The sequence below is a fragment of the Paraburkholderia steynii genome (assembly GCF_900100565.1).
GTDB classification, from domain to species: Bacteria; Pseudomonadota; Gammaproteobacteria; order Burkholderiales; family Burkholderiaceae; genus Paraburkholderia; species Paraburkholderia terrae.
In genome coordinates, this window is sequence record NZ_FNDI01000022.1 from 121,380 (window position 1) to 138,616 (window position 17,237).

Below are 17,237 nucleotides of genomic sequence, written 5' to 3' on the forward strand. Positions count from 1 at the left end.
CCTCACTCGTTAATAAGGAGGCGAAATGGTCCCAGGACCGAGTTCGACTTCGATCACAAGAAATGGCGAAGGCAAGCCGTCAGTCGTGTATGTCATCGACGACGATGAATCGATCCGGTTTGTGTTGAATGGGCTGGTGCGCTCGGTAGGTCTGCATGTGGAGACATTCGAGTCACCCAAGGATTTCCTCGCGTTTCCCAAGTACGACGCACCCAGTTGCCTGATTCTCGATGTCAGGCTGCGAGGCGAGAGTGGTCTTGCGTTCCAGCAGGAGGCGCATCGCTGCGGCGTGCGCATGCCGATCCTGTTCATCACGGCACATGGTGACATCGAGATGACGGTCAAGGCGATGAAGGCGGGCGCGCTGGATTTCTTCGCCAAACCATTCCGCGATCAGGACATGCTCGACGCGATCGCTCACGCGCTCAAGCGCGATGCCGAGCGACGCGAGTCGGAACACGCATTGGCGACGCTGCAAGAGTCGTATGAATCGCTGACGCAACGCGAGCGTGAGGTGATGAAGTACGTGGTGTCCGGCATGTTGAACAAGCAGATTGCCTATGAGCTGCATCTGAGCGAAATCACCGTGAAAATTCATCGCGGCCAGGTGATGAAGAAAATGGCTTCGCGCTCGCTTCCCGACCTCGTTCGAAAAGCAGAGGCGCTTGGTATCGATCAACGGCAGACGAGTTCGAACTGATTCGCGGCGCTTCGCGTCGCGCTTTACGCTGTTCGTGCTCGTTGTGCCAACACCTATTCCATCTGTTCAAAAGACAGTTTCATCTCTTTCGTCAAATTCGCGTCTACAAATGCCGGAAACGGGGCAATAATTTTGCACTCCGTTGAAATAAGGCCTGAACGGCATTTGAAGAGGTTGGAAAAGAATGAGACTGTCTCTATTCGCGTCGACATCACCGATAGCATTGCGTTTCAGACCAATATTCTTGCGCTCAATACAGCCGTGGCGCAGCCGAAGTGCGCTCGCTTGCGCAACGGTCGTCGTCCGCTTCCGTTGTGTTCTTTACATGATCCATGTTGGAGGTTGATATGAAATTCCGTTTGTCGTTCGCGTTATTTTTCGGCCTGTCGATCACGTGTATGCCGGTGCATGCGCAACAGCAGCCTCAGCCCGGATATCACTACACATTGCCGACCAGTCTCGCCGTCGAGGCAGCGCAAGAAGCGATTCGCGTGTGTGAACAGAAGCAGTACTGGGTGACTGCGACGGTGGTCGATATGGACGGTGTGCCGCAAGTCGTCATACGCGGCGATCACGCGACGGTACACACGGGCGAATCGAGTTTCAGAAAAGCCTTTACGGTCGTCACGCTGGGGCCTGAATTCGGCTTCGACCGTTCGAGCGGATTCTTCGAACTGGTCAAAACGAGTCCTTACGCACCGCAACTCGCAACGGTTCACAACGTGATTGCACTGCCAGGTGCTGTAGCGTTCAAGGCGGGCGGCGAGATGGTGGGCGCGCTGGGAATCGGCGGGGCGCCGGGCGGGGACAAGGATGAAGTGTGTGCGGCTGCGGGTGTCGCCAAAGTGGCGAACCGGCTGCCGCACTGATCGCATTGCGCGGGATGTGATGTGGTAGCGAAGCGGGCGCTTCGCTACGCGTCTTTATGCAGCCGCGAGGCCACCATCGACGAGATAAATAGCCGCCGAGAACGTGACGATCGAAAGCACCGTGCTGATGAGAATCGACGTCGCGGCTTCGCTTTGATAGGCACCCGCTTCGTTGGCGAACATCGCGGGAATGGTCGCCGACGGCAGTGCGCACAGCAGGATCATCTGTTGAGCGTAGAGACCGTGTACGCCGAGCAGGACAGTCGCCGCGAACATCAACAGCGGGTGAATGAACAGCTTGAGCCCGAGGTTGGCCCAGACTTCGCTCGACAGCTTCAGCTTGACCGACGACATGATCAGCCCGAGGCAAAGCAGCGAAACGCCTGGCGTTGCCTTGCCGAGCAGATTGAAGGCTTCGGCGAGCACGGGCGGAAACTTGATCTGCAGCAGCGAGCAGACAATGCCAAGCGCCGGTGCCCACATCAACGGACGGCGCACGGCGCTCTTGATGCTCGCCAGAAACGCCTGCGTGCCGCTTCCTTCTCCGCTTGCGACGGTCAGCAGCATGGTCGTCAACGGAATCATCACGAGGCTGGCGATGAGATTGAGAATGAGCACCGAGTAAATGCTGCCAGGACCGAACATCGCCTGCAGGATTGGAATGCCCATGAACGCCGCATCGGGATAGCCGTTGACGAAGCCTTTGAGCGTCGCCGCCTTCAGTTCGCGATAGCGCCACCAGCCGAGCAACAGCGCGATGGTGTACATGCCCATGATGCCGATGAACGTCGCAAGAATCAGTTTGAAGTCGAACAGCTGCGAGCGCGGCGTGCTCGCCATGCCGACCAGCAGCAGCGCCGGGAAAATCCAGCCGAGCACGAGCCGGCTGATCAGCAGACTGTCCGAGTGATTCAGACGTTTGCGCTTGCCGGCGATAAAGCCGAGCACGATCACAAACGCAACGGGTAAAAGCGGACCAACAATCCTGTCTAACATCTCCTGACTCCAAGTTTTGTTATGCGATGCCGTAGCGGTGTTCGTTTAAAGGTTGATGCGATAGTCGCGAATCACATCGGCGTTCGGCTCGATGCCGAGGCCGGGGCCTTGCGGCACGTCGATGCGGCCATTGCGCGGAATGATCGCGTCGCCATAGAGCTGCGCTTCGAGGTCGAAGTAGCGCCATTCGATCAGCGACTTCGGGCCGCCGAGCGCCGCGCTGGCATGCACGCTCGCGAGCAGGCCGGGGCCGTCGTAGAACGTGTGAACCATGACGGTCACGTTGTGCGCGTTCGCCAGTGCAAAGACCTTTTGCAGTTCCGTGATGCCGCCCATCTTCGCTGGGCTGGGCTGAATGAAATCGACGGAACCGGCTTCGAGCAGATGCTGAAAGTCCATCAACGTCGACGCGTTTTCGCCCGCCGCGACAGGAATGCCGCTTTGCTTGCGGACGGTGGCGAGACCCGCGTAGTTCTCGGGCGGCCACACGGGCTCTTCGATCCAGCGCAGATTGAACGGGCGGAATTGCTCGGTCATGTCGAGCGCTTCGCGGACCGTCCACGGGCAATTGACGTCGAGCGTGATCTCGATGTCGGGGCCCGCCGCTTCGCGCGCGGCGCGCACGGTTTCGACGGTGACTTCATGAAGCTTCAAGTGCCGGTAGCCGCTTTCCACCGCGCGCCGCACGTTGCGCGCAACCAGTTCCGGGTCGGCGTAACGGATCAGGCTCGCGTAACACGCCAGCGACGTCGCCTCGGCACCACCGAGAAGCTGATGAACCGGCTGGTTCGCGACCTTGCCCGCGATGTCCCACAGCGCGATATCGATCGCCGACAGGCCGTAGATAAACGCACCGCTGCGGCCGAATACGTGGAATTTCGTCTGCAACTCGAACATCGACTTCTCGCGCAGCGCGACGTCGCGGCCGATCAGTTCAGGCGCAAGCATGCCGTCGATGACGAGCTTCACGGCAGGGATCGCCGTGAAGCCGAAGGTTTCGCCCCAGCCGACAGTGCCGTCGTCCGTGGTGACCTTGACGACGAGCGAGTCGACCACTTGCAGGTCTTTGGGTCCCCACACGCCGCCCGCCGACGGTCCGCCCGTCGTAAAGGGAATGCGCAGGGGAATGGTTTCGATGCTGGCGATTTTCATCTGGAAGTACCTCGATCGGGTTGCGGAGCGGACCGGCGAAAGCCCGCCGTATGTTTTGCATGGTATGAGACATCCTGTTGTCCTTCAAGTGAACAAGTTGTTCCTTTTGTGCAAATCACTTGAGCGCGGCGCGCAACATAGGGCTTGATGGCAGGGGATTTACGTGTGCTTATGGATAAAGCGCTGCACGCGGAGAAGGGCTGCGTTTGAGTCAGGATGTAGAATAAGAAGACAAGCAACAGCCCTTACACGACCATGAGCGAACTCAACGTGCGGCGCGTCGAACGGCGGCCCCATCTCGCGGAGCACATCACACGCTCGCTGAGCGACGAGATCGCGTCCGGGCGGCTGAAGCCCGGCGACCGTCTGCCTACCGAGCACTTTCTTTCCGAGAACTTCGGGGTCAGCCGCAATGTGGTTCGGGAGGCGATTGCGAGCCTGCGTGCGCAAGGGCTGATCGAGTCGCGCCAGGGAGTCGGCGCGTTCGTCGCAGCGGCGCGCCAGCCGTCCGAACCGCTACAGCCGGTGAGTTCGCAACTGCTGGAAGGCGACGACACGATCCGCAACATGTTCGAAGTGCGGGCCGTGCTGGAGAGCCAGGCCGCCGCGCTCGCAGCCGTACACATGACGCCGCGCAGGCTCAAGCCGATTCAGGCAGCCGTCGAACGGATGCGCTACGAAGGCGCGCCGACATCGGACACCGTCAACGCGGACCTCGACTTTCATCGCGCGGTGGCGGCTGCGTCGGGCAACGACTATCTCGCCGCGATGATCCGCATCGTGCTCGAACCGATGCGCCCGCTGATCGCGGCGAACTTCGCGAGGCAAGGGCCGATGTTCGGCAAGATCCCCAATACGGCGCGCGCGGAGCACGAGACGCTGATTCAGGCGTTCATCGACAAAGACGCCGCGGCTGCGCGCGAACTGATGGGGCGACATATCGTGAGCGCCGCGTCGCGGTTCGGGTACGACATTTCGTTTTTCTGAGCCCGCGCATTTACACCGTGTAAAGAGTGATGTGAGTCACACGCCGTTCATGTCTTCGTGCGTCGAACGTATAGTCGGCCCGTGCGTCGGCGATGCGTAGCCGACTGATACGCGTGGCCCGCCGGGCCGCGCCTGATCAGATGAGGATGGAACAGCGTATGAAACTGATATTTGTCGGCGATCCGATGTGCTCGTGGTGCTATGGCTTCGGCAAGGAAATGAGCGCGATTGCGCAAAGCATGCCGGATCTGGAAGTTCAGGTTGTCGTGGGCGGCATGGCGGCGGGCTCGACCCAGGTGCTCGATGACGCAGCGAAACAGTTCAGGCTCACACATTGGGCGCGCGTCGAGCAGATGAGCGGCGCAGAGTTCAACCGCGAAGCGCTGATGGCACGCAAGGACTTCGTCTACGATACGGAGCCGGTTTGCCGGGCTGTCGTGGCGGCGCGGATGCTTGCGCCCGGCGTCGATCTGCTGAAGGTGTTCCGTGCGTTTCAACGCGCGTTTTACGTCGACGGACTCGATACGACGGATGGCGAGGTGCTCGCGGAAATCGGCGCGAAGGCGATCGCGGAGCAAGGCATCGCGGTGACAGCCGATGCGTTCTTCGAAGTGTTCAGCTCGGACGAGGCTATCGATGCCGCGCAGCAGGATTTTGCTTTGACGCGCCGCCTGGGCGTGCAAGGCTTTCCGTCGTTGTTCGTTGAAGTCGACGGAAAGATTGGCCGTCTCACTTCGGGCTATGCAACGGCCGGGCAGGTCACGCGGGCGCTCGAGTCACTGGCCGCATAGCAGCGGCGTCTAAAGCAAGTAGAGCCACGCCAGCAGCGTCACGATGGAAAACAGCGTCGTCGTCGAAATGGCGGCGCCCGTCGATGTCTTCTCGACGTCGTACTCGACCGCGAGTACGTAGGCGCTCTTGGCCGTGGGCACGGCAGCGCAGATGACTGCCGCAAGGGTCGTCGTTCTGTCCAGCCCGACCGCGACGCATAGGCCATACACGACGAGCGGCATTGCAATCAGTTTGAGTGCCGCGAGCAACGCGTAGCGGCTCAGATGGCCGCGCAGTTCGTCGATCGACAGGTCGAGGCCGATGGCGAACAGCGCGCACGGCGTCAGCGCTTCGCCGAGGATGCCGAGGTAGGTGACAGCGGGCGCGGGCAGCGTGAGCCCGCCGACCGACCACAGCAAGCCGAGGATCGTCGCAAGAATCACCGGGTTCGTGCCGATCTGCTTCGCGAGTGCGCCGCCGCGCATCTTGCGCGTACCCGTCTGCTGATCGACTTCGAGCAGCACGACGAGGGCGGGAAACATGATTGCGCCGACAAACACCGTCGCGACGGCCGCAGCGAGCACGCCATGCTGACCTTGCAGCGCTCTGAGGATGGGCAGCGCGACGAAGCCCGTGTTTGTCATCGAAACGATCGCGCCGAGCATGGCGCTTTTCCCGAGACTCGCGTGCAACACGGTGCGCGCGACGACGAGCGCGGCGGCGAAGCAGATCAGCGAGCCTGCGCCGAACGCGGCGAGGAAGCGCCACTCCAGAAGCGATTCGAGCGGTTCTTTGGCGACGGTCAGAAAGACGAGCGCCGGCATCGCGACGTAGTAGGCGAACTGCATCAGCGGCCCGGCGACCGTGTGCGGCAGATAGCCCCCTACGCGGGCGAGCCAGCCCGTCAGGATGATCGCGAAGATCGGCAATATCAGACTTGCGATGTGCATGATGGCGCTCCCTGCGTAGATGGGACGTCCGGATGCAGTTGCGTGTGCAAGATTTCGCGGGTGATGTGCCGGGCCAATCCTCAACCGTTAGACCAATGACAAAAAGGCAAGTCCGCAGGCACGATCTCGCCAGAGAAGAGTAGTCGATCTGGACGTCGGCGGAGAGCGATCCTCCGCGGTATTTCAAGTCAGCTTGAGCGTCACCACGCCGGACAGGATGACGACGGCGGCAATCGAGCGGCCATAGCCGCTGCGCTCCTTGAGAAAGAAGACGGAGATCGCGGTGCCGAAGAGAATCGCCGATTCCCGCAAGGCGGCCACCATCGCGATCGGCGCGCGCGTCATCGCCCATAGCACGAGCGCATAGGCGGCAAGCGTGCAGGCGCCTCCTAACAGCATGAGATGCCAGCGGGCGCGCAGATGTCGCCGGGCGGCTTCGCCGCGACGCGCGACCGCCCACACGAGAATAGGCGGCGCGGTAAGCGCGAACATCCACATCGTGTACGACGCAGGATTCCCGGACATGCGAACGCCCGTTCCGTCGACGAGCGTATAGACCGCCACGGTGACGGCGTTCATGAGCGCGAAACGGCTGGTGCGCGCGGTGCTGTGGCCCGCCGGGGTCACGAACAACAGGCCCAATATGCCCGCGCAGATGAGCAGGATGCCGCTCCATTCGCCCATCGTGAGCCGCTCGCCGATGATCGGACCGCTTGCGAGCGCAACGAGCAACGGCGGCGCGCCGCGCATCAATGGATACGCGTGGCTCATGTCGCCGCTGCGATACGCCGCGCCGATCAGCACGAAATAGAAGATGTGAATCACGCCCGATGCCGCGATGTAGGGCCAGCTGCTCGCAGCTGGCAACGGCAGGAACGGCAGCGCGGCCAGGCAAAAAGCGGCTGCGCTGGACGTCACGAATACGATGTCGAGAAACTTGTCCGGGCTGGACTTTACAACGGCATTCCAGCTTGCATGAAGAAACGCGGCGAAAAGCACCAGCAGCATGACGCCTGTGGACATGGTTTCGACTCTCCTGTATCTGACGGGAGAATATCTATCTTGTGACGGCCAGACAAACCAGATAAATTGGCCATTCGCGTTAAATAAACTAACCCGAATGAAGCGAGCCTTGCCCCCGCTCAATGCGTTGCGTGCTTTCGAGGCTGCCGGAAGGTTGGGCAGCTTCAAGGAAGCCGCCGCCGAATTGCACGTCACTCATGGCGCAGTGAGCCAGCAGGTGCGTCTCCTGGAGGAGTGGCTCGGCGCGCCGCTGTTCGAGCGGCACAACCGGCGCGTCGAGCTTACACCGGCCGCGAAGGCTTACCTCGATGAAGTTGGCCCCGTGTTCGAGCAGCTCGCGCAGGCCACCGCGAGATACGGCGTAGCGGGAAGGGTTTCGCGAACGCTGACCGTCAATGCCGTGGCGACCTTCACGCTGCGCTGGCTGGTGCCGAGGCTCGCGCACTTTCGTGACGCGCATCCGGGGATCGACGTGATACTGGAGACGTCGAACGAACCGCTGGAAAACCTGAAAGAGACTTACGACGTGATCATCCGGGGCGGGCCGGACACGTTCTACGGATACACGATGCGGCCGTTTCTTTCCGAGGAAAGGATTCCCGTCTGCAGTCCGGCTCTGCTTGAACGCATTCCTCTTCGGACGTTCAACGATCTACGCCAGCACACGTTGCTGCACACGTCGAGTCTGCCGCGAGTCTGGCCGAACTGGCTGGCGAAGGTAGCGATGCCCGCACTCGTACCCGCTGCCAACCTCACGTTCGATCACTTCTTCCTCGCGCTGCAGGCTGCCGTCGATGGCATCGGCATTGCAATGGGCCCGACAGCGCTGGTCGCCGACGATATCGCCACGGGCCGGCTCGTCATGCCGTTCGAACATCCGCGTTTGCCGTCGCGCAGCTATTGCACCTACGTTCCGGATGCGAAGTCGACGGATGAACTGGTCATCACGTTTTGCGCATGGCTCGAACGGGAGGGCAGTGATTCTTCGGCATTTTCGATGACGTGATCCAGATTTGCCGATTCACGTTGCCGTGTACGGCGCATACACTGCCTGTCGGAGACTCATGGCGATCAGGTGTCGATAGTGGACAGTGTCAATCTCGAAGTGTTGAAGTCCAGCGTGCGCTGGCTCGAACAGGGACATCGCGCGCTGCTTGTGACTGTGGTGAAGACGTGGGGCTCGTCGCCGCGTCCCGAAGGCGCGATGCTCGTTGTGCGCGACGATGGCGCGGTGGTCGGCTCGGTATCGGGCGGCTGCATCGAAGACGATCTGATCGATCGCGTGCGTCAGCGCGGAATCGAGCAGACGGAGCCCGAAGTCGTTAAATACGGCATCAAGGCGGAAGAGGCGCATCGCTTCGGTTTGCCGTGCGGCGGCACGATCCAGCTCGTGCTGGAGCCTTTGACGAAGGCGAGTGGCATTGCTGAACTATGCGATGCCGTTGAAGACGGACGGCTCGTTGCGCGCGCACTCGATATGCAAACGGGTATCGCGCGTTTGAATCCCGCGCAAGCAACCGACGGCGTCGAGTTCAACGGCAAGTATTTATTGACGATACACGGCCCGCGTTACCGGATGCTGGTGATCGGCGCGGGGCAACTGTCGCGCTATCTGTGCAATATCGCCGTGGGGCTCGATTATCAGGTGACGGTGTGCGATCCGCGCGAAGAATACACGGACGAATGGAACGTGCCCGGCACGAAAATCGTTCGTACGATGCCCGACGATACCGTGCTCGATATGAAGCTCGATGAACGGTGCGCCGTGATCGCGCTCACGCATGATCCAAAGCTCGACGATCTCGCGCTGATGGAAGCGTTGAAAACGCCTGCGTTTTATGTCGGCGCATTAGGCTCACGGCGCAATAACGCAGCGCGGCGCGAAAGACTCAAGGAGTTCGATCTCACCGAGACGGAACTCGCACGGCTGCATGGGCCGGTTGGGATTTATATCGGCAGCAGAACGCCGCCTGAGATCGCGGTGTCGATCCTCGCCGAAGTCACGGCCGTGAAGAACGGCGTCATCATGCCGCCGTCGTTGCAGGTCGGCGCGGCAAAGAGCGCGCAGGGCACGGCGTCATCCATCGTCGATTCAGAGCTCGCATGCTTCGCCTGACGCACGCTCCGAAGCGAACTACTTCGCGTTAGCCGCCGTATCAAATGGACTCAGTTGCGCGGCGGCGGCGAACATCTCCGTGAACTGATCGAGCGCCGCGAGCGTGTCGCGTCCGCTGCGCGTGATCCGGTAAAACGAAAACTCCACTTCCGGCCGGATCACGTCGATGCGTACCTGGTAGTGCCGGCAAATGTGCTCGCAGAACGACGGCATGATCGCGACGCCGAGTCCTTCGTGCGCCATCGCAATCGCCGTCTGCAGATGCCCGATCACCGTCCGGCGGCCTGTCGTCACCTCTTCTTTCGACAACGATGCCTCGATCAGGCGCTGTAACGGGTTGTCCTTCGGCAGCGTGATGAGCGGAAGCCCTTCGAGCGCGCGCCATTGCACGCCGTCGCGCGGCACCTTGCCGATGCCATGCGCGCTTTCCATCGTCGACGAGACCACGACGAGTCGCGTCGGAAAGATCGGCACGCGATCGATGCCGGAAAGCTGCGAAAAGAAAATCCCGAACGCAGCATCGAGATCGCCTTCCTCGACCATCTTCAGCAGTTCGCCCGGCGGACGGTCGACGAGTTCGATCTGCGCGTCGGGGTTGGTCTCCGCGAAGCGCGCGAGCACTTGCGGCATCAGGCTCGCGGCGATCATCGGCGTGCAGCCCAGCAGCAACGAGGCCTGTTTTTGCCGGCCCAGCTCGTTCAGCTCGATCACGGATTTTTCGAGCGTCTCGACGATCTTCATCGCCGTCGGGTAGAACAGGCGGCCCGCTTCCGTCAGCGCGACGGTGCGCGTGGTGCGCTCGAACAGGCGGCAGTTGAGCTGGGTTTCGAGTTCGCGAATGATCGCGCTCAGCGCGGCCTGACTCAAATGCATGCTCTGCGCGGTCTTCGTGAAGCTCGATGCGTTCGCGACGCCGAGAAAGACTTTGAGTTGTTTGAGGGACAGGTTCATCGACGGCGATCCTTGAGGCGGGGCACGGTAGGGCTGCCCGGATTCTATCGCCGTGCAGGCGTGTCCGCGACCGGGACAAGACCCGATCGCGGGCACGCTGCCGCCGTGACGCGGCGGCGGATCATGCCGCGCAAACGTTGCAACCGCGCGTGTTTCAAGCGAAAGCGCGGGCGGGCACGGCGGTTTTTACGCGAATGCGTACCGGCCTTCGTCATCACGGACGATCGTCCGCGTGGCGCCCGTATCTTCGAGCCAGCGCACGATTTCGCGGCCATCGCGCGTACCCGTTGCGGACATCAGCTCGGTAAAGCGCTTCGGGCCATCTGTGAGGGCGGCTTCGAGCGAGTCGAAGCGCGCGCCCGTGAACGCGGGCGGCGTCGGCACGCGGTGTTCGAGATCGCGCTCCTCGCCGGGACGCAGCAGCGGCAGCGTGAGATCGAAGCCCACCTTTGCCGTCACCGTCGCGCCGTCGAGCGAAGGATCGAGCGGCATCGCGCGCATGCCGCTGTGCATCACGAGATCGCGGTCGGCCTGGAAGCGCGTCGCGAGTGCCCAGTCCATCTGCTCGTCGGAGTAGATGTCGATGTCGGGATCGACGACGAACACATGCTTGACGTTCGCAAGCGACGCGAACACGGCGGCGATCGCGTTGCGCGCTTCGCCGGGCACGCGCTGTTGCATCGCGACGCGCACGTTGAACATGCCGCCCGTCGCGGGGCTCGCATACACGCTCTTGATCTCGCGCACCGCTGTTTCGAGTGCGCGCCAGACGGTCACTTCCGTGCGCAGCGCGGCGAGTTGAGCGGTATCGGTGCGCGCCATCGTGCGGCCGCCGATCGTGCATGTCTGGAACACGGCATCCTTGCGATGCGTGATGGCCGTCAGATGAAACACCGGGTTCGTCTTGATGCCGCCGTAGTAGCCGAGGAATTCGCCATACGGTCCTTCCGGCTCCGCGTGGCCGCGTTCATCCAGATAGCCTTCGAGGATGAACTCCGCGTCGGCGGGTACGAGCAGATCGTTGGTCACGCATTTGACGACACCCATCGGTGCGCCGCGCAATGCGGCGACGAGTTCGAGTTCGTCGGCGGGAATGCGCATCGTCGCGCCGACGTGGTCGATGGGATGCGTGCCGACGGCGAACGCGATCGGCAGCCGCTCGCCGCGCTTCGCGTGGGCAATGGCGATGGCGCGCAGATCCGACGGCGCGACGAGATCGACGCCCGCCGTGCGCCGGCCGCGCAGCATCAGACGGCGAATACCGACGTTGGTCCAGCCCGTGTCGGGATCGACCGCGAAGTCGATCGACGCGGAGATATACGGCGCGCCGTCCAGATCGTGCTGCAGATGCACGGGCAGCGCGGTGAAGTCGCACTCGTCGCCCGTCAGCACGACCTGTTGCACGGGCGCTTCTTCGCGGCGCACTTCGACGAGTTTGCCTTTGCTGCGCAGACGGTCGCGCACGACTTCGAGCAGTTGCGCGGGCGTGGTGTCGAAGGCTTTGGCGAGGCGCGTACGGCTTGCCGCAACGCTGCCCGCGAGCGACACCGTGCCGCCCGCCGGCTGCTGGAACCATACCGCGCGCGGGTTGCCTTCCATGATGCGGGCGATATCGGCGAGATCGACGGGCTCGTCGCGACGTTCGAGTTCCGTGTCGTCGAGCGACGCGAGAAAGCGCCGCAGTCGGAAGCGTTCGAGGTCAGGCAGTTCCGCGCCTTGCGCGGTCGAATGAATGGCTGTCTTGGGTCTCAATGTCGTGTCCTTATGTGCAGGGCGCTACGTGATGCGCGCCCTCAGAAGCGTGCTGACAGCGCAGTGGCCGCGAGGTGCGCGGCAAAGCCGCTCGAACCCGCGGCGGGCATGTCGGGCGCGAGATGCAGGAACTGCTTGACGGCGCGCAGCGTGACGGCGCTGCAGCCTAGCAGCGTGTCGGTGAGCGCATCGGCTTCGTCGTCGAGCGACGCAACGGGCACGACACGGCTCACGAGACCTGCAACGAGCGCTTCCTGCGCCGACAGCCGCACGCGGCTCAGCACCATGTGCGCGACCGTTTTCACGGGAACGCGCCCGATCAGCGCGGACATGACCAGCGTCGGCGGAATGTCGCGTTCCATTTCGGGGATCTGGAAGACGGCGTCGTCGGCGGCGAGCGCGACGTCGCACACGCCTGCCAGCGCGCAGCCGACACCGATCGCCTCGCCGCGCACCACGGACAGCACGGGCACGCGCACGGCCTTCAACGCGTCGTAAAGCGCGAGCGGCGGCGCGGCGACCACGCGCCGCAACGTTTCCGCCGACGGCTTGGCGCCTTGAGGCGGCATCGGCGACTGGCGGCCTTTGCAGAAGTCCTTGCCGCTGCTGACGATACGCACGAGCTTCGTATCGTCATCGATCGTGGTGACGGCGGCGATGATCGCATCGCTCATCGGCTGATCGATCAGGTTGCCGTTCTCGGGCCGGTCGAGCACGATGTCGAGCAGCGCGCCCTTGCGGCGGATTGCGACGGATTCAGTGGACATGTGCGCCTCCTTGAGCGCGATGAATGTATTCCCAGACTACTTTTGGCGTGGCGGGCATCGCGAGTTCGTCGTTGCCGTACTCGCGCAGCGCGTCGGCCAGCGCGTTGAAAATCGTCGCTGTGGCGGGCGTGATGCCGCTTTCGCCGCCGCCTTTCACGCGCAGCGGATTGCCATGCGTCGGGTCTTCCGTCAGTTCCACATTGAGTGGCGGAATCACGCCGGCGCGCGGCATGCCGTAGTCCATGTACGAACCCGTCAGCACCTGCCCCGTCTCGCGATCCACGTAGAAGCCTTCCGAGAGCGCCTGGCCGATGCCCTGCGCGAGCCCGCCATGCACCTGGCCTTCGACGATCAGCGGATTGATCGGCTGCCCCACGTCGTCGACGGACGTGTAGTTCACGAGTTCCACCATGCCCGTATCGGGGTCCACTTCGAGTTCGCAGATCGCGGCGCCCGTCGGATGCGCGGGAACACGCGTGTTGACTTCGGCGTGTGCGTAGAGCTTTCTCATCGATGGATCGCCGGGCACGCCGTCCTTCGAGACCTGATGCGCGACTTCCGCGAGACTGATCCGCTTGCCCGAAGCGGACGCGGTGAACGACGTATCCGCGTACTCGACTGCGGATGCGTCCACGCCAAACAGCGCGGCGGCGACCTGCTTGCCCGTCGCGATGATCTGCTGCGCGGTGTCGACGAGCAGCATGCCGCCGAGGCGCATCGTGCGGTCCGAGTGGCTACCGCCACCGACGCTCACGAAGGCCGTGTCGCCCGTGCGCAGCTTCACGGCTTCCATCGGCACGCCGAGTTGATGCGCGATGACCTGCGCGAACGTGGTTTCGTGGCCCTGGCCCGTCGACTGCGTGCCCGACACGATATCGACGCTGCCGTCCGCGCGCACCGTCAACTCGATGCGCTCGCGCGGCGCGCCGACGGGCGACTCGATGTAGTTCGCAAGCCCGATGCCGCGCAAGCGGCCATTCGCGCGCGATTGCGCGCGGCGCTCCTCGAAGCTGTCCCACTGCGCGAGCGTCAACGCACGCGCCATGTTGCGTTCGAATTCGCCGCTGTCGTACGTGAGACCCATCGGGCTGCGGTACGGCAGCTTGTCATGCGTGACGAGATTGCGCCGGCGAATTTCCGCGCGGTCGATGCCGAGTTCGGCGGCAGCGAGATCGAGCATGCGTTCGATCACATGCGTCGCTTCGGGCCGGCCCGCGCCGCGATAGGGTGCAGTCGGCACCGTGTTGGTCATGACGGCACTGACATGCACGGCGGCTACGGGCACGTCGTAGACGGTCGTCATGATGCGCGTGCCGTTCGACATCGGCACGTAGGACACCGTATGCGCGCCGACGTTGCCGATCCATTCGTTGTCGATGGCGAGAATGCGGCCGTCTTTCGAAAAACCGATTGCGGAGCGGATGATCGCGTCGCGCCCCTGATAGTCGGACAGGAATGCTTCGCTGCGGTCGCTCGTCCATTTCACCGGTCTTCCGATGCGGCGCGCCGCCCACACCACAGCCAGTTGCTCGACGTAGACGAACGAGCGCGGCCCGAAGCCGCCGCCCGTATCGGGGCAGACGACGCGCATCCGCGCAGGCGGCACCTTCAGCGCCGCAGCGAGCACTAGTTGCTGGCGCACCGCGCCCTGGCTGCCGGAGATCAGCGTGTAGACATCGTTGGCCGCGTCGTGCATGCCGATCGCGCTGCGCGGTTCCATCTGGCAATTGACGAGCCGGCTGTGATGAAACTCGCGGCGGATCACGTGATCAGCTTCCGCGAGAATCTGGCGCGCGGCTTCGCGGTCGCCGATCTGCGTCTGAAAGCACAGGTTGCCGGGCGCGCCGTCCCACAGTTGTGGCGCGTCGGGCTGCATCGCGTCCGCGCCGTTGATGACGGCATCGAGCACGTCGTAATCGACCGCGATCAGCTCCGACGCATTGCGCGCCTGCAACGGCGTTTCGGCGATCACCATCGCAATCGCCTCGCCGACGTAGCGCACGCGGTCCACGGGCAGCGGGATATGAAACTGATTGAAGATCGAGCCCGTCAGCGACGTGAGGAAGGCTTTCTTCGTGGCGTCGACGGCATCGACGGGATTCGGCACATGGTCGACGCCCTGAAAGCCGTCGTCGAGATAGTCCTGGCCGACCAGCACGGCGATCACGCCGGGCGCTTCCTGCGCGGCGCTGATATCGACAGAACGCAATCCAGCATGCGCATGAGGCGAGCGCAGAAAGGCCGCATGCAACTGGCCATCGACGCGAATGTCGTCGGTGTACTGGCCGTTGCCCGTCACGAAGCGCTGGTCTTCGACGCGAGGTATCGGTTTGCCGATCATGACGCGTGTTCCTCCATCTTCGCGAATGGCGCCTCGGGGTACATCTCGCGTGCTGCGTGACGCACTGCTTCGATGATGTTCACGTAGCCCGTGCATCGGCAGATGTTGCCTTCCAGCGCGTGACTGATGCTCGCCACGTCGAGCGCCGGTTCCTGGCGCAGATAGAACGCGCTGGCCATGATCATGCCGGGCGTGCAGAAGCCGCACTGCAGGCCGTGGCACTGCACGAACGCGTTCTGCACGGGGTGCAGCTTGCCGCCGCATTGCGCGCTCAGACCTTCGACGGTCACGACCTGTCCCCCGCTCGCCTGGGCGGCGAGCACGGTGCAGGACTTGACGGCGTTGCCGTCGAGATGAACGGTACACGCGCCGCATTGGCTCGTATCGCAACCGACATGCGTGCCCGTCAGCCGCACATGCTCGCGCAGAAATTCGACGAGCAGCGTGTTGTCGGGCACGTTGTGCGAGACGTCCGTGCCGTTCACCTGGAGTTGGACTTCAACCATGATTCACCTGTCTTTCCCGTTCATGCAGCGTGCTCATTCGGCGGCGGGTTCGTTCGCTGCGCTGAGCGTCGCGTTGAAGCGCTTGAAGAACTCGGCGGCCAGCTTGTTCGCTACCGACGTGACGAGCCGCGAGCCGATCTGCGCGAGCTTGCCGCCGACCTGCGCTTCCGCCACGTAAGTGAGCAGCGTGCCGTCTTCGGCATCGGCGAGCGTGACGGTCGCCGTCATCTTGCCGAAGCCCGCGATGCCGCCTTCGCCTTGGCCGACAATCCGGTAGCCATTCGGCGCATCGCGTTCGGACAGTTCGAGCGTGCCCTTGAAGCGCGCTTTCACGGGCCCGACGGAGGCGACCACGACGGCCTTGTACGCGTCTTCGTTTTCCGCCGTGAATGCTTCGCAGCCGGGAATGCATTCCTGCAGCACGGTCGCGTCGTTAAGTCCTTGCCATACCTGTTCGCGCGATGCCGCGATGGTTTGCGATCCGGTGAATTCCATCCTGTTCTCCTGATTTGAGCGACGTCGTTACGACGCGAGCAGCGCTTGCAACGCGCGGCGGGTATAGGTTTCGATCAGATGCGCGCGGTACGATGCCGACGCGTTGGCGTCGTCGGGCAGCATGTCGCGGTCAATCCACAGCGACGCGAGCGCGGCCTCCGACAAGTCCTGCTGCAACGCGGCCTCCGCATCGAACCAGCGGAACACCGACGCGCCCGCGCCCGTCACGGCCACACGCACGGCATCGTCGTACTGTGCGATGAACACGCCCGTCACCGCATAACCCGACGCGGGATGCCGGTACTTCGCGTAGGCGGCGCGGCGCGGAATGGCGAATTCGATCGCGGTGACGAGTTCGTCGGCTTCGAGCGTGGTTTCGAATGTGTCGATGAAATAGTCGTCGGCGGGAATGCGCCGCTGCGACGACGTGATGACGTGCGCGTTCAGTGCGAGCACGGCGGACGGATAGTCCGCTGCCGGATCGTTGTTCGCGACCGATCCGCCCATCGTGCCGCGGTTGCGCACCTGCGGATCGGCGATCACGCTGGCCAGATGCGCGAGCGCGGGAATCGCCTCGCGCACGACATCGGATGCGGCAACTTCCGCGTGCTTCATCAGCGCGCCGACATGCAGCGTGTCGCCGCGTACTTCGATGCCGCGCAGTTCGCCGATTCGCGTGAGATCGATCAGATGCGACGGCGCCGCGAGGCGTTGCTTGAGTGTCGGGATCAGCGTCATGCCGCCCGACAGTGGCCGCGCTTCGTCATGCTCGCGCAACCAGGCGACCGCTTCGGCAAGCGACGCTGCGCGCAGATAAGTCGTTTCGTACATGCTGTCTCCTGCGGCATGCGTGTGGTCTTC

The 17,237-nt window shown here is 63.1% G+C and carries 17 protein-coding genes; 6 read left to right on the forward strand and 11 right to left on the reverse strand.

Features of this window, described 5'->3' with window-relative positions; genetic code table 11:
• Window positions 1-25 precede the first annotated feature (25 nt).
• Window positions 26-700, forward strand: a complete 675-nt coding sequence (locus BLT65_RS32015) for a response regulator transcription factor (RefSeq protein ID WP_091785568.1) — start codon at window positions 26-28, stop codon at window positions 698-700.
• A gap of 347 nt (window positions 701-1,047) precedes the next feature.
• Window positions 1,048-1,569, forward strand: a complete 522-nt coding sequence (locus BLT65_RS32020; RefSeq protein ID WP_091785571.1) for a GlcG/HbpS family heme-binding protein — start codon at window positions 1,048-1,050, stop codon at window positions 1,567-1,569.
• A 54-nt stretch (window positions 1,570-1,623) separates the two neighbouring features.
• Here the strand turns inward: BLT65_RS32020 and BLT65_RS32025 are convergent, their stop codons facing one another.
• Both BLT65_RS32025 and BLT65_RS32030 read right to left on the reverse strand, forming a co-directional pair.
• Window positions 1,624-2,565: an AEC family transporter gene (locus BLT65_RS32025; RefSeq protein ID WP_007733848.1), complete on the reverse strand. Its 942-nt coding sequence runs from the start codon at window positions 2,563-2,565 to the stop codon at window positions 1,624-1,626.
• A 45-nt stretch (window positions 2,566-2,610) separates the two neighbouring features.
• On the reverse strand, window positions 2,611-3,717 hold the full coding sequence (locus BLT65_RS32030) for a mandelate racemase/muconate lactonizing enzyme family protein (protein ID WP_091785574.1): 1,107 nt from the start codon (window positions 3,715-3,717) through the stop codon (window positions 2,611-2,613).
• 255 nt (window positions 3,718-3,972) lie between these two features.
• Between BLT65_RS32030 and BLT65_RS32035 the strand changes: the two genes are divergently transcribed.
• Together BLT65_RS32035 and BLT65_RS32040 are read left to right on the forward strand one after the other, a co-directional pair.
• Window positions 3,973-4,704, forward strand: coding sequence for a FadR/GntR family transcriptional regulator (locus BLT65_RS32035; RefSeq protein ID WP_091785577.1), 732 nt, complete (start codon window positions 3,973-3,975; stop codon window positions 4,702-4,704).
• A gap of 158 nt (window positions 4,705-4,862) precedes the next feature.
• Complete coding sequence (locus BLT65_RS32040; RefSeq protein ID WP_091785579.1) at window positions 4,863-5,495, forward strand: DsbA family protein; 633 nt, start codon at window positions 4,863-4,865, stop codon at window positions 5,493-5,495.
• A gap of 9 nt (window positions 5,496-5,504) precedes the next feature.
• Here BLT65_RS32040 and BLT65_RS32045 read toward each other — a convergent pair whose 3' ends face one another.
• Together BLT65_RS32045 and BLT65_RS32050 are read right to left on the reverse strand one after the other, a co-directional pair.
• Window positions 5,505-6,425 carry an AEC family transporter gene (locus BLT65_RS32045; RefSeq protein ID WP_091785582.1) on the reverse strand — a complete coding sequence of 307 codons (921 nt, stop codon included), beginning with the start codon at window positions 6,423-6,425 and terminating at the stop codon, window positions 5,505-5,507.
• A 183-nt stretch (window positions 6,426-6,608) separates the two neighbouring features.
• Window positions 6,609-7,448, reverse strand: a complete 840-nt coding sequence (locus BLT65_RS32050; protein ID WP_091785586.1) for a DMT family transporter — start codon at window positions 7,446-7,448, stop codon at window positions 6,609-6,611.
• 97 nt (window positions 7,449-7,545) lie between these two features.
• Here BLT65_RS32050 and gcvA point away from each other — a divergent pair, with 97 nt between their 5' ends.
• Both gcvA and BLT65_RS32060 read left to right on the forward strand, forming a co-directional pair.
• On the forward strand, window positions 7,546-8,454 hold the full coding sequence (gene gcvA / locus BLT65_RS32055) for a transcriptional regulator GcvA (RefSeq protein ID WP_091785590.1): 909 nt from the start codon (window positions 7,546-7,548) through the stop codon (window positions 8,452-8,454).
• Window positions 8,455-8,532: 78 nt separating this feature from the next.
• The gene (locus tag BLT65_RS32060) at window positions 8,533-9,564 is read left to right on the forward strand and encodes an XdhC family protein (protein ID WP_091785593.1); all 1,032 of its coding nucleotides are present in this window, start codon (window positions 8,533-8,535) and stop codon (window positions 9,562-9,564) included.
• A gap of 18 nt (window positions 9,565-9,582) precedes the next feature.
• Here the strand turns inward: BLT65_RS32060 and BLT65_RS32065 are convergent, their stop codons facing one another.
• From BLT65_RS32065 to BLT65_RS32095, 7 genes are all read right to left on the reverse strand, one after another.
• Window positions 9,583-10,515, reverse strand: a complete 933-nt coding sequence (locus BLT65_RS32065) for a LysR family transcriptional regulator (RefSeq protein WP_007584573.1) — start codon at window positions 10,513-10,515, stop codon at window positions 9,583-9,585.
• Between the two features lie 186 nt (window positions 10,516-10,701).
• The gene (locus tag BLT65_RS32070) at window positions 10,702-12,267 is read right to left on the reverse strand and encodes a UbiD family decarboxylase (RefSeq protein ID WP_091785596.1); all 1,566 of its coding nucleotides are present in this window, start codon (window positions 12,265-12,267) and stop codon (window positions 10,702-10,704) included.
• Between the two features lie 41 nt (window positions 12,268-12,308).
• Window positions 12,309-13,034, reverse strand: coding sequence for an enoyl-CoA hydratase/isomerase family protein (locus BLT65_RS32075; protein WP_091785601.1), 726 nt, complete (start codon window positions 13,032-13,034; stop codon window positions 12,309-12,311).
• Window positions 13,024-15,375 (reverse strand): xanthine dehydrogenase family protein molybdopterin-binding subunit, encoded by a 2,352-nt coding sequence (locus BLT65_RS32080; RefSeq protein WP_091785603.1) that lies wholly within the window; start codon window positions 15,373-15,375, stop codon window positions 13,024-13,026. Before BLT65_RS32080 ends, BLT65_RS32075 begins: the two co-directional genes overlap by 11 nt.
• Window positions 15,372-15,881 (reverse strand): (2Fe-2S)-binding protein, encoded by a 510-nt coding sequence (locus BLT65_RS32085; RefSeq protein ID WP_091785606.1) that lies wholly within the window; start codon window positions 15,879-15,881, stop codon window positions 15,372-15,374. The genes BLT65_RS32080 and BLT65_RS32085 overlap by 4 nt, the downstream gene beginning before the upstream one ends.
• 33 nt (window positions 15,882-15,914) lie before the next feature.
• Window positions 15,915-16,376, reverse strand: a complete 462-nt coding sequence (locus tag BLT65_RS32090; protein WP_091785609.1) for an SRPBCC family protein — start codon at window positions 16,374-16,376, stop codon at window positions 15,915-15,917.
• 27 nt (window positions 16,377-16,403) lie between these two features.
• Window positions 16,404-17,207 carry an FAD binding domain-containing protein gene (locus BLT65_RS32095; RefSeq protein WP_091785611.1) on the reverse strand — a complete coding sequence of 268 codons (804 nt, stop codon included), beginning with the start codon at window positions 17,205-17,207 and terminating at the stop codon, window positions 16,404-16,406.
• Window positions 17,208-17,237: the final 30 nt, after the last annotated feature.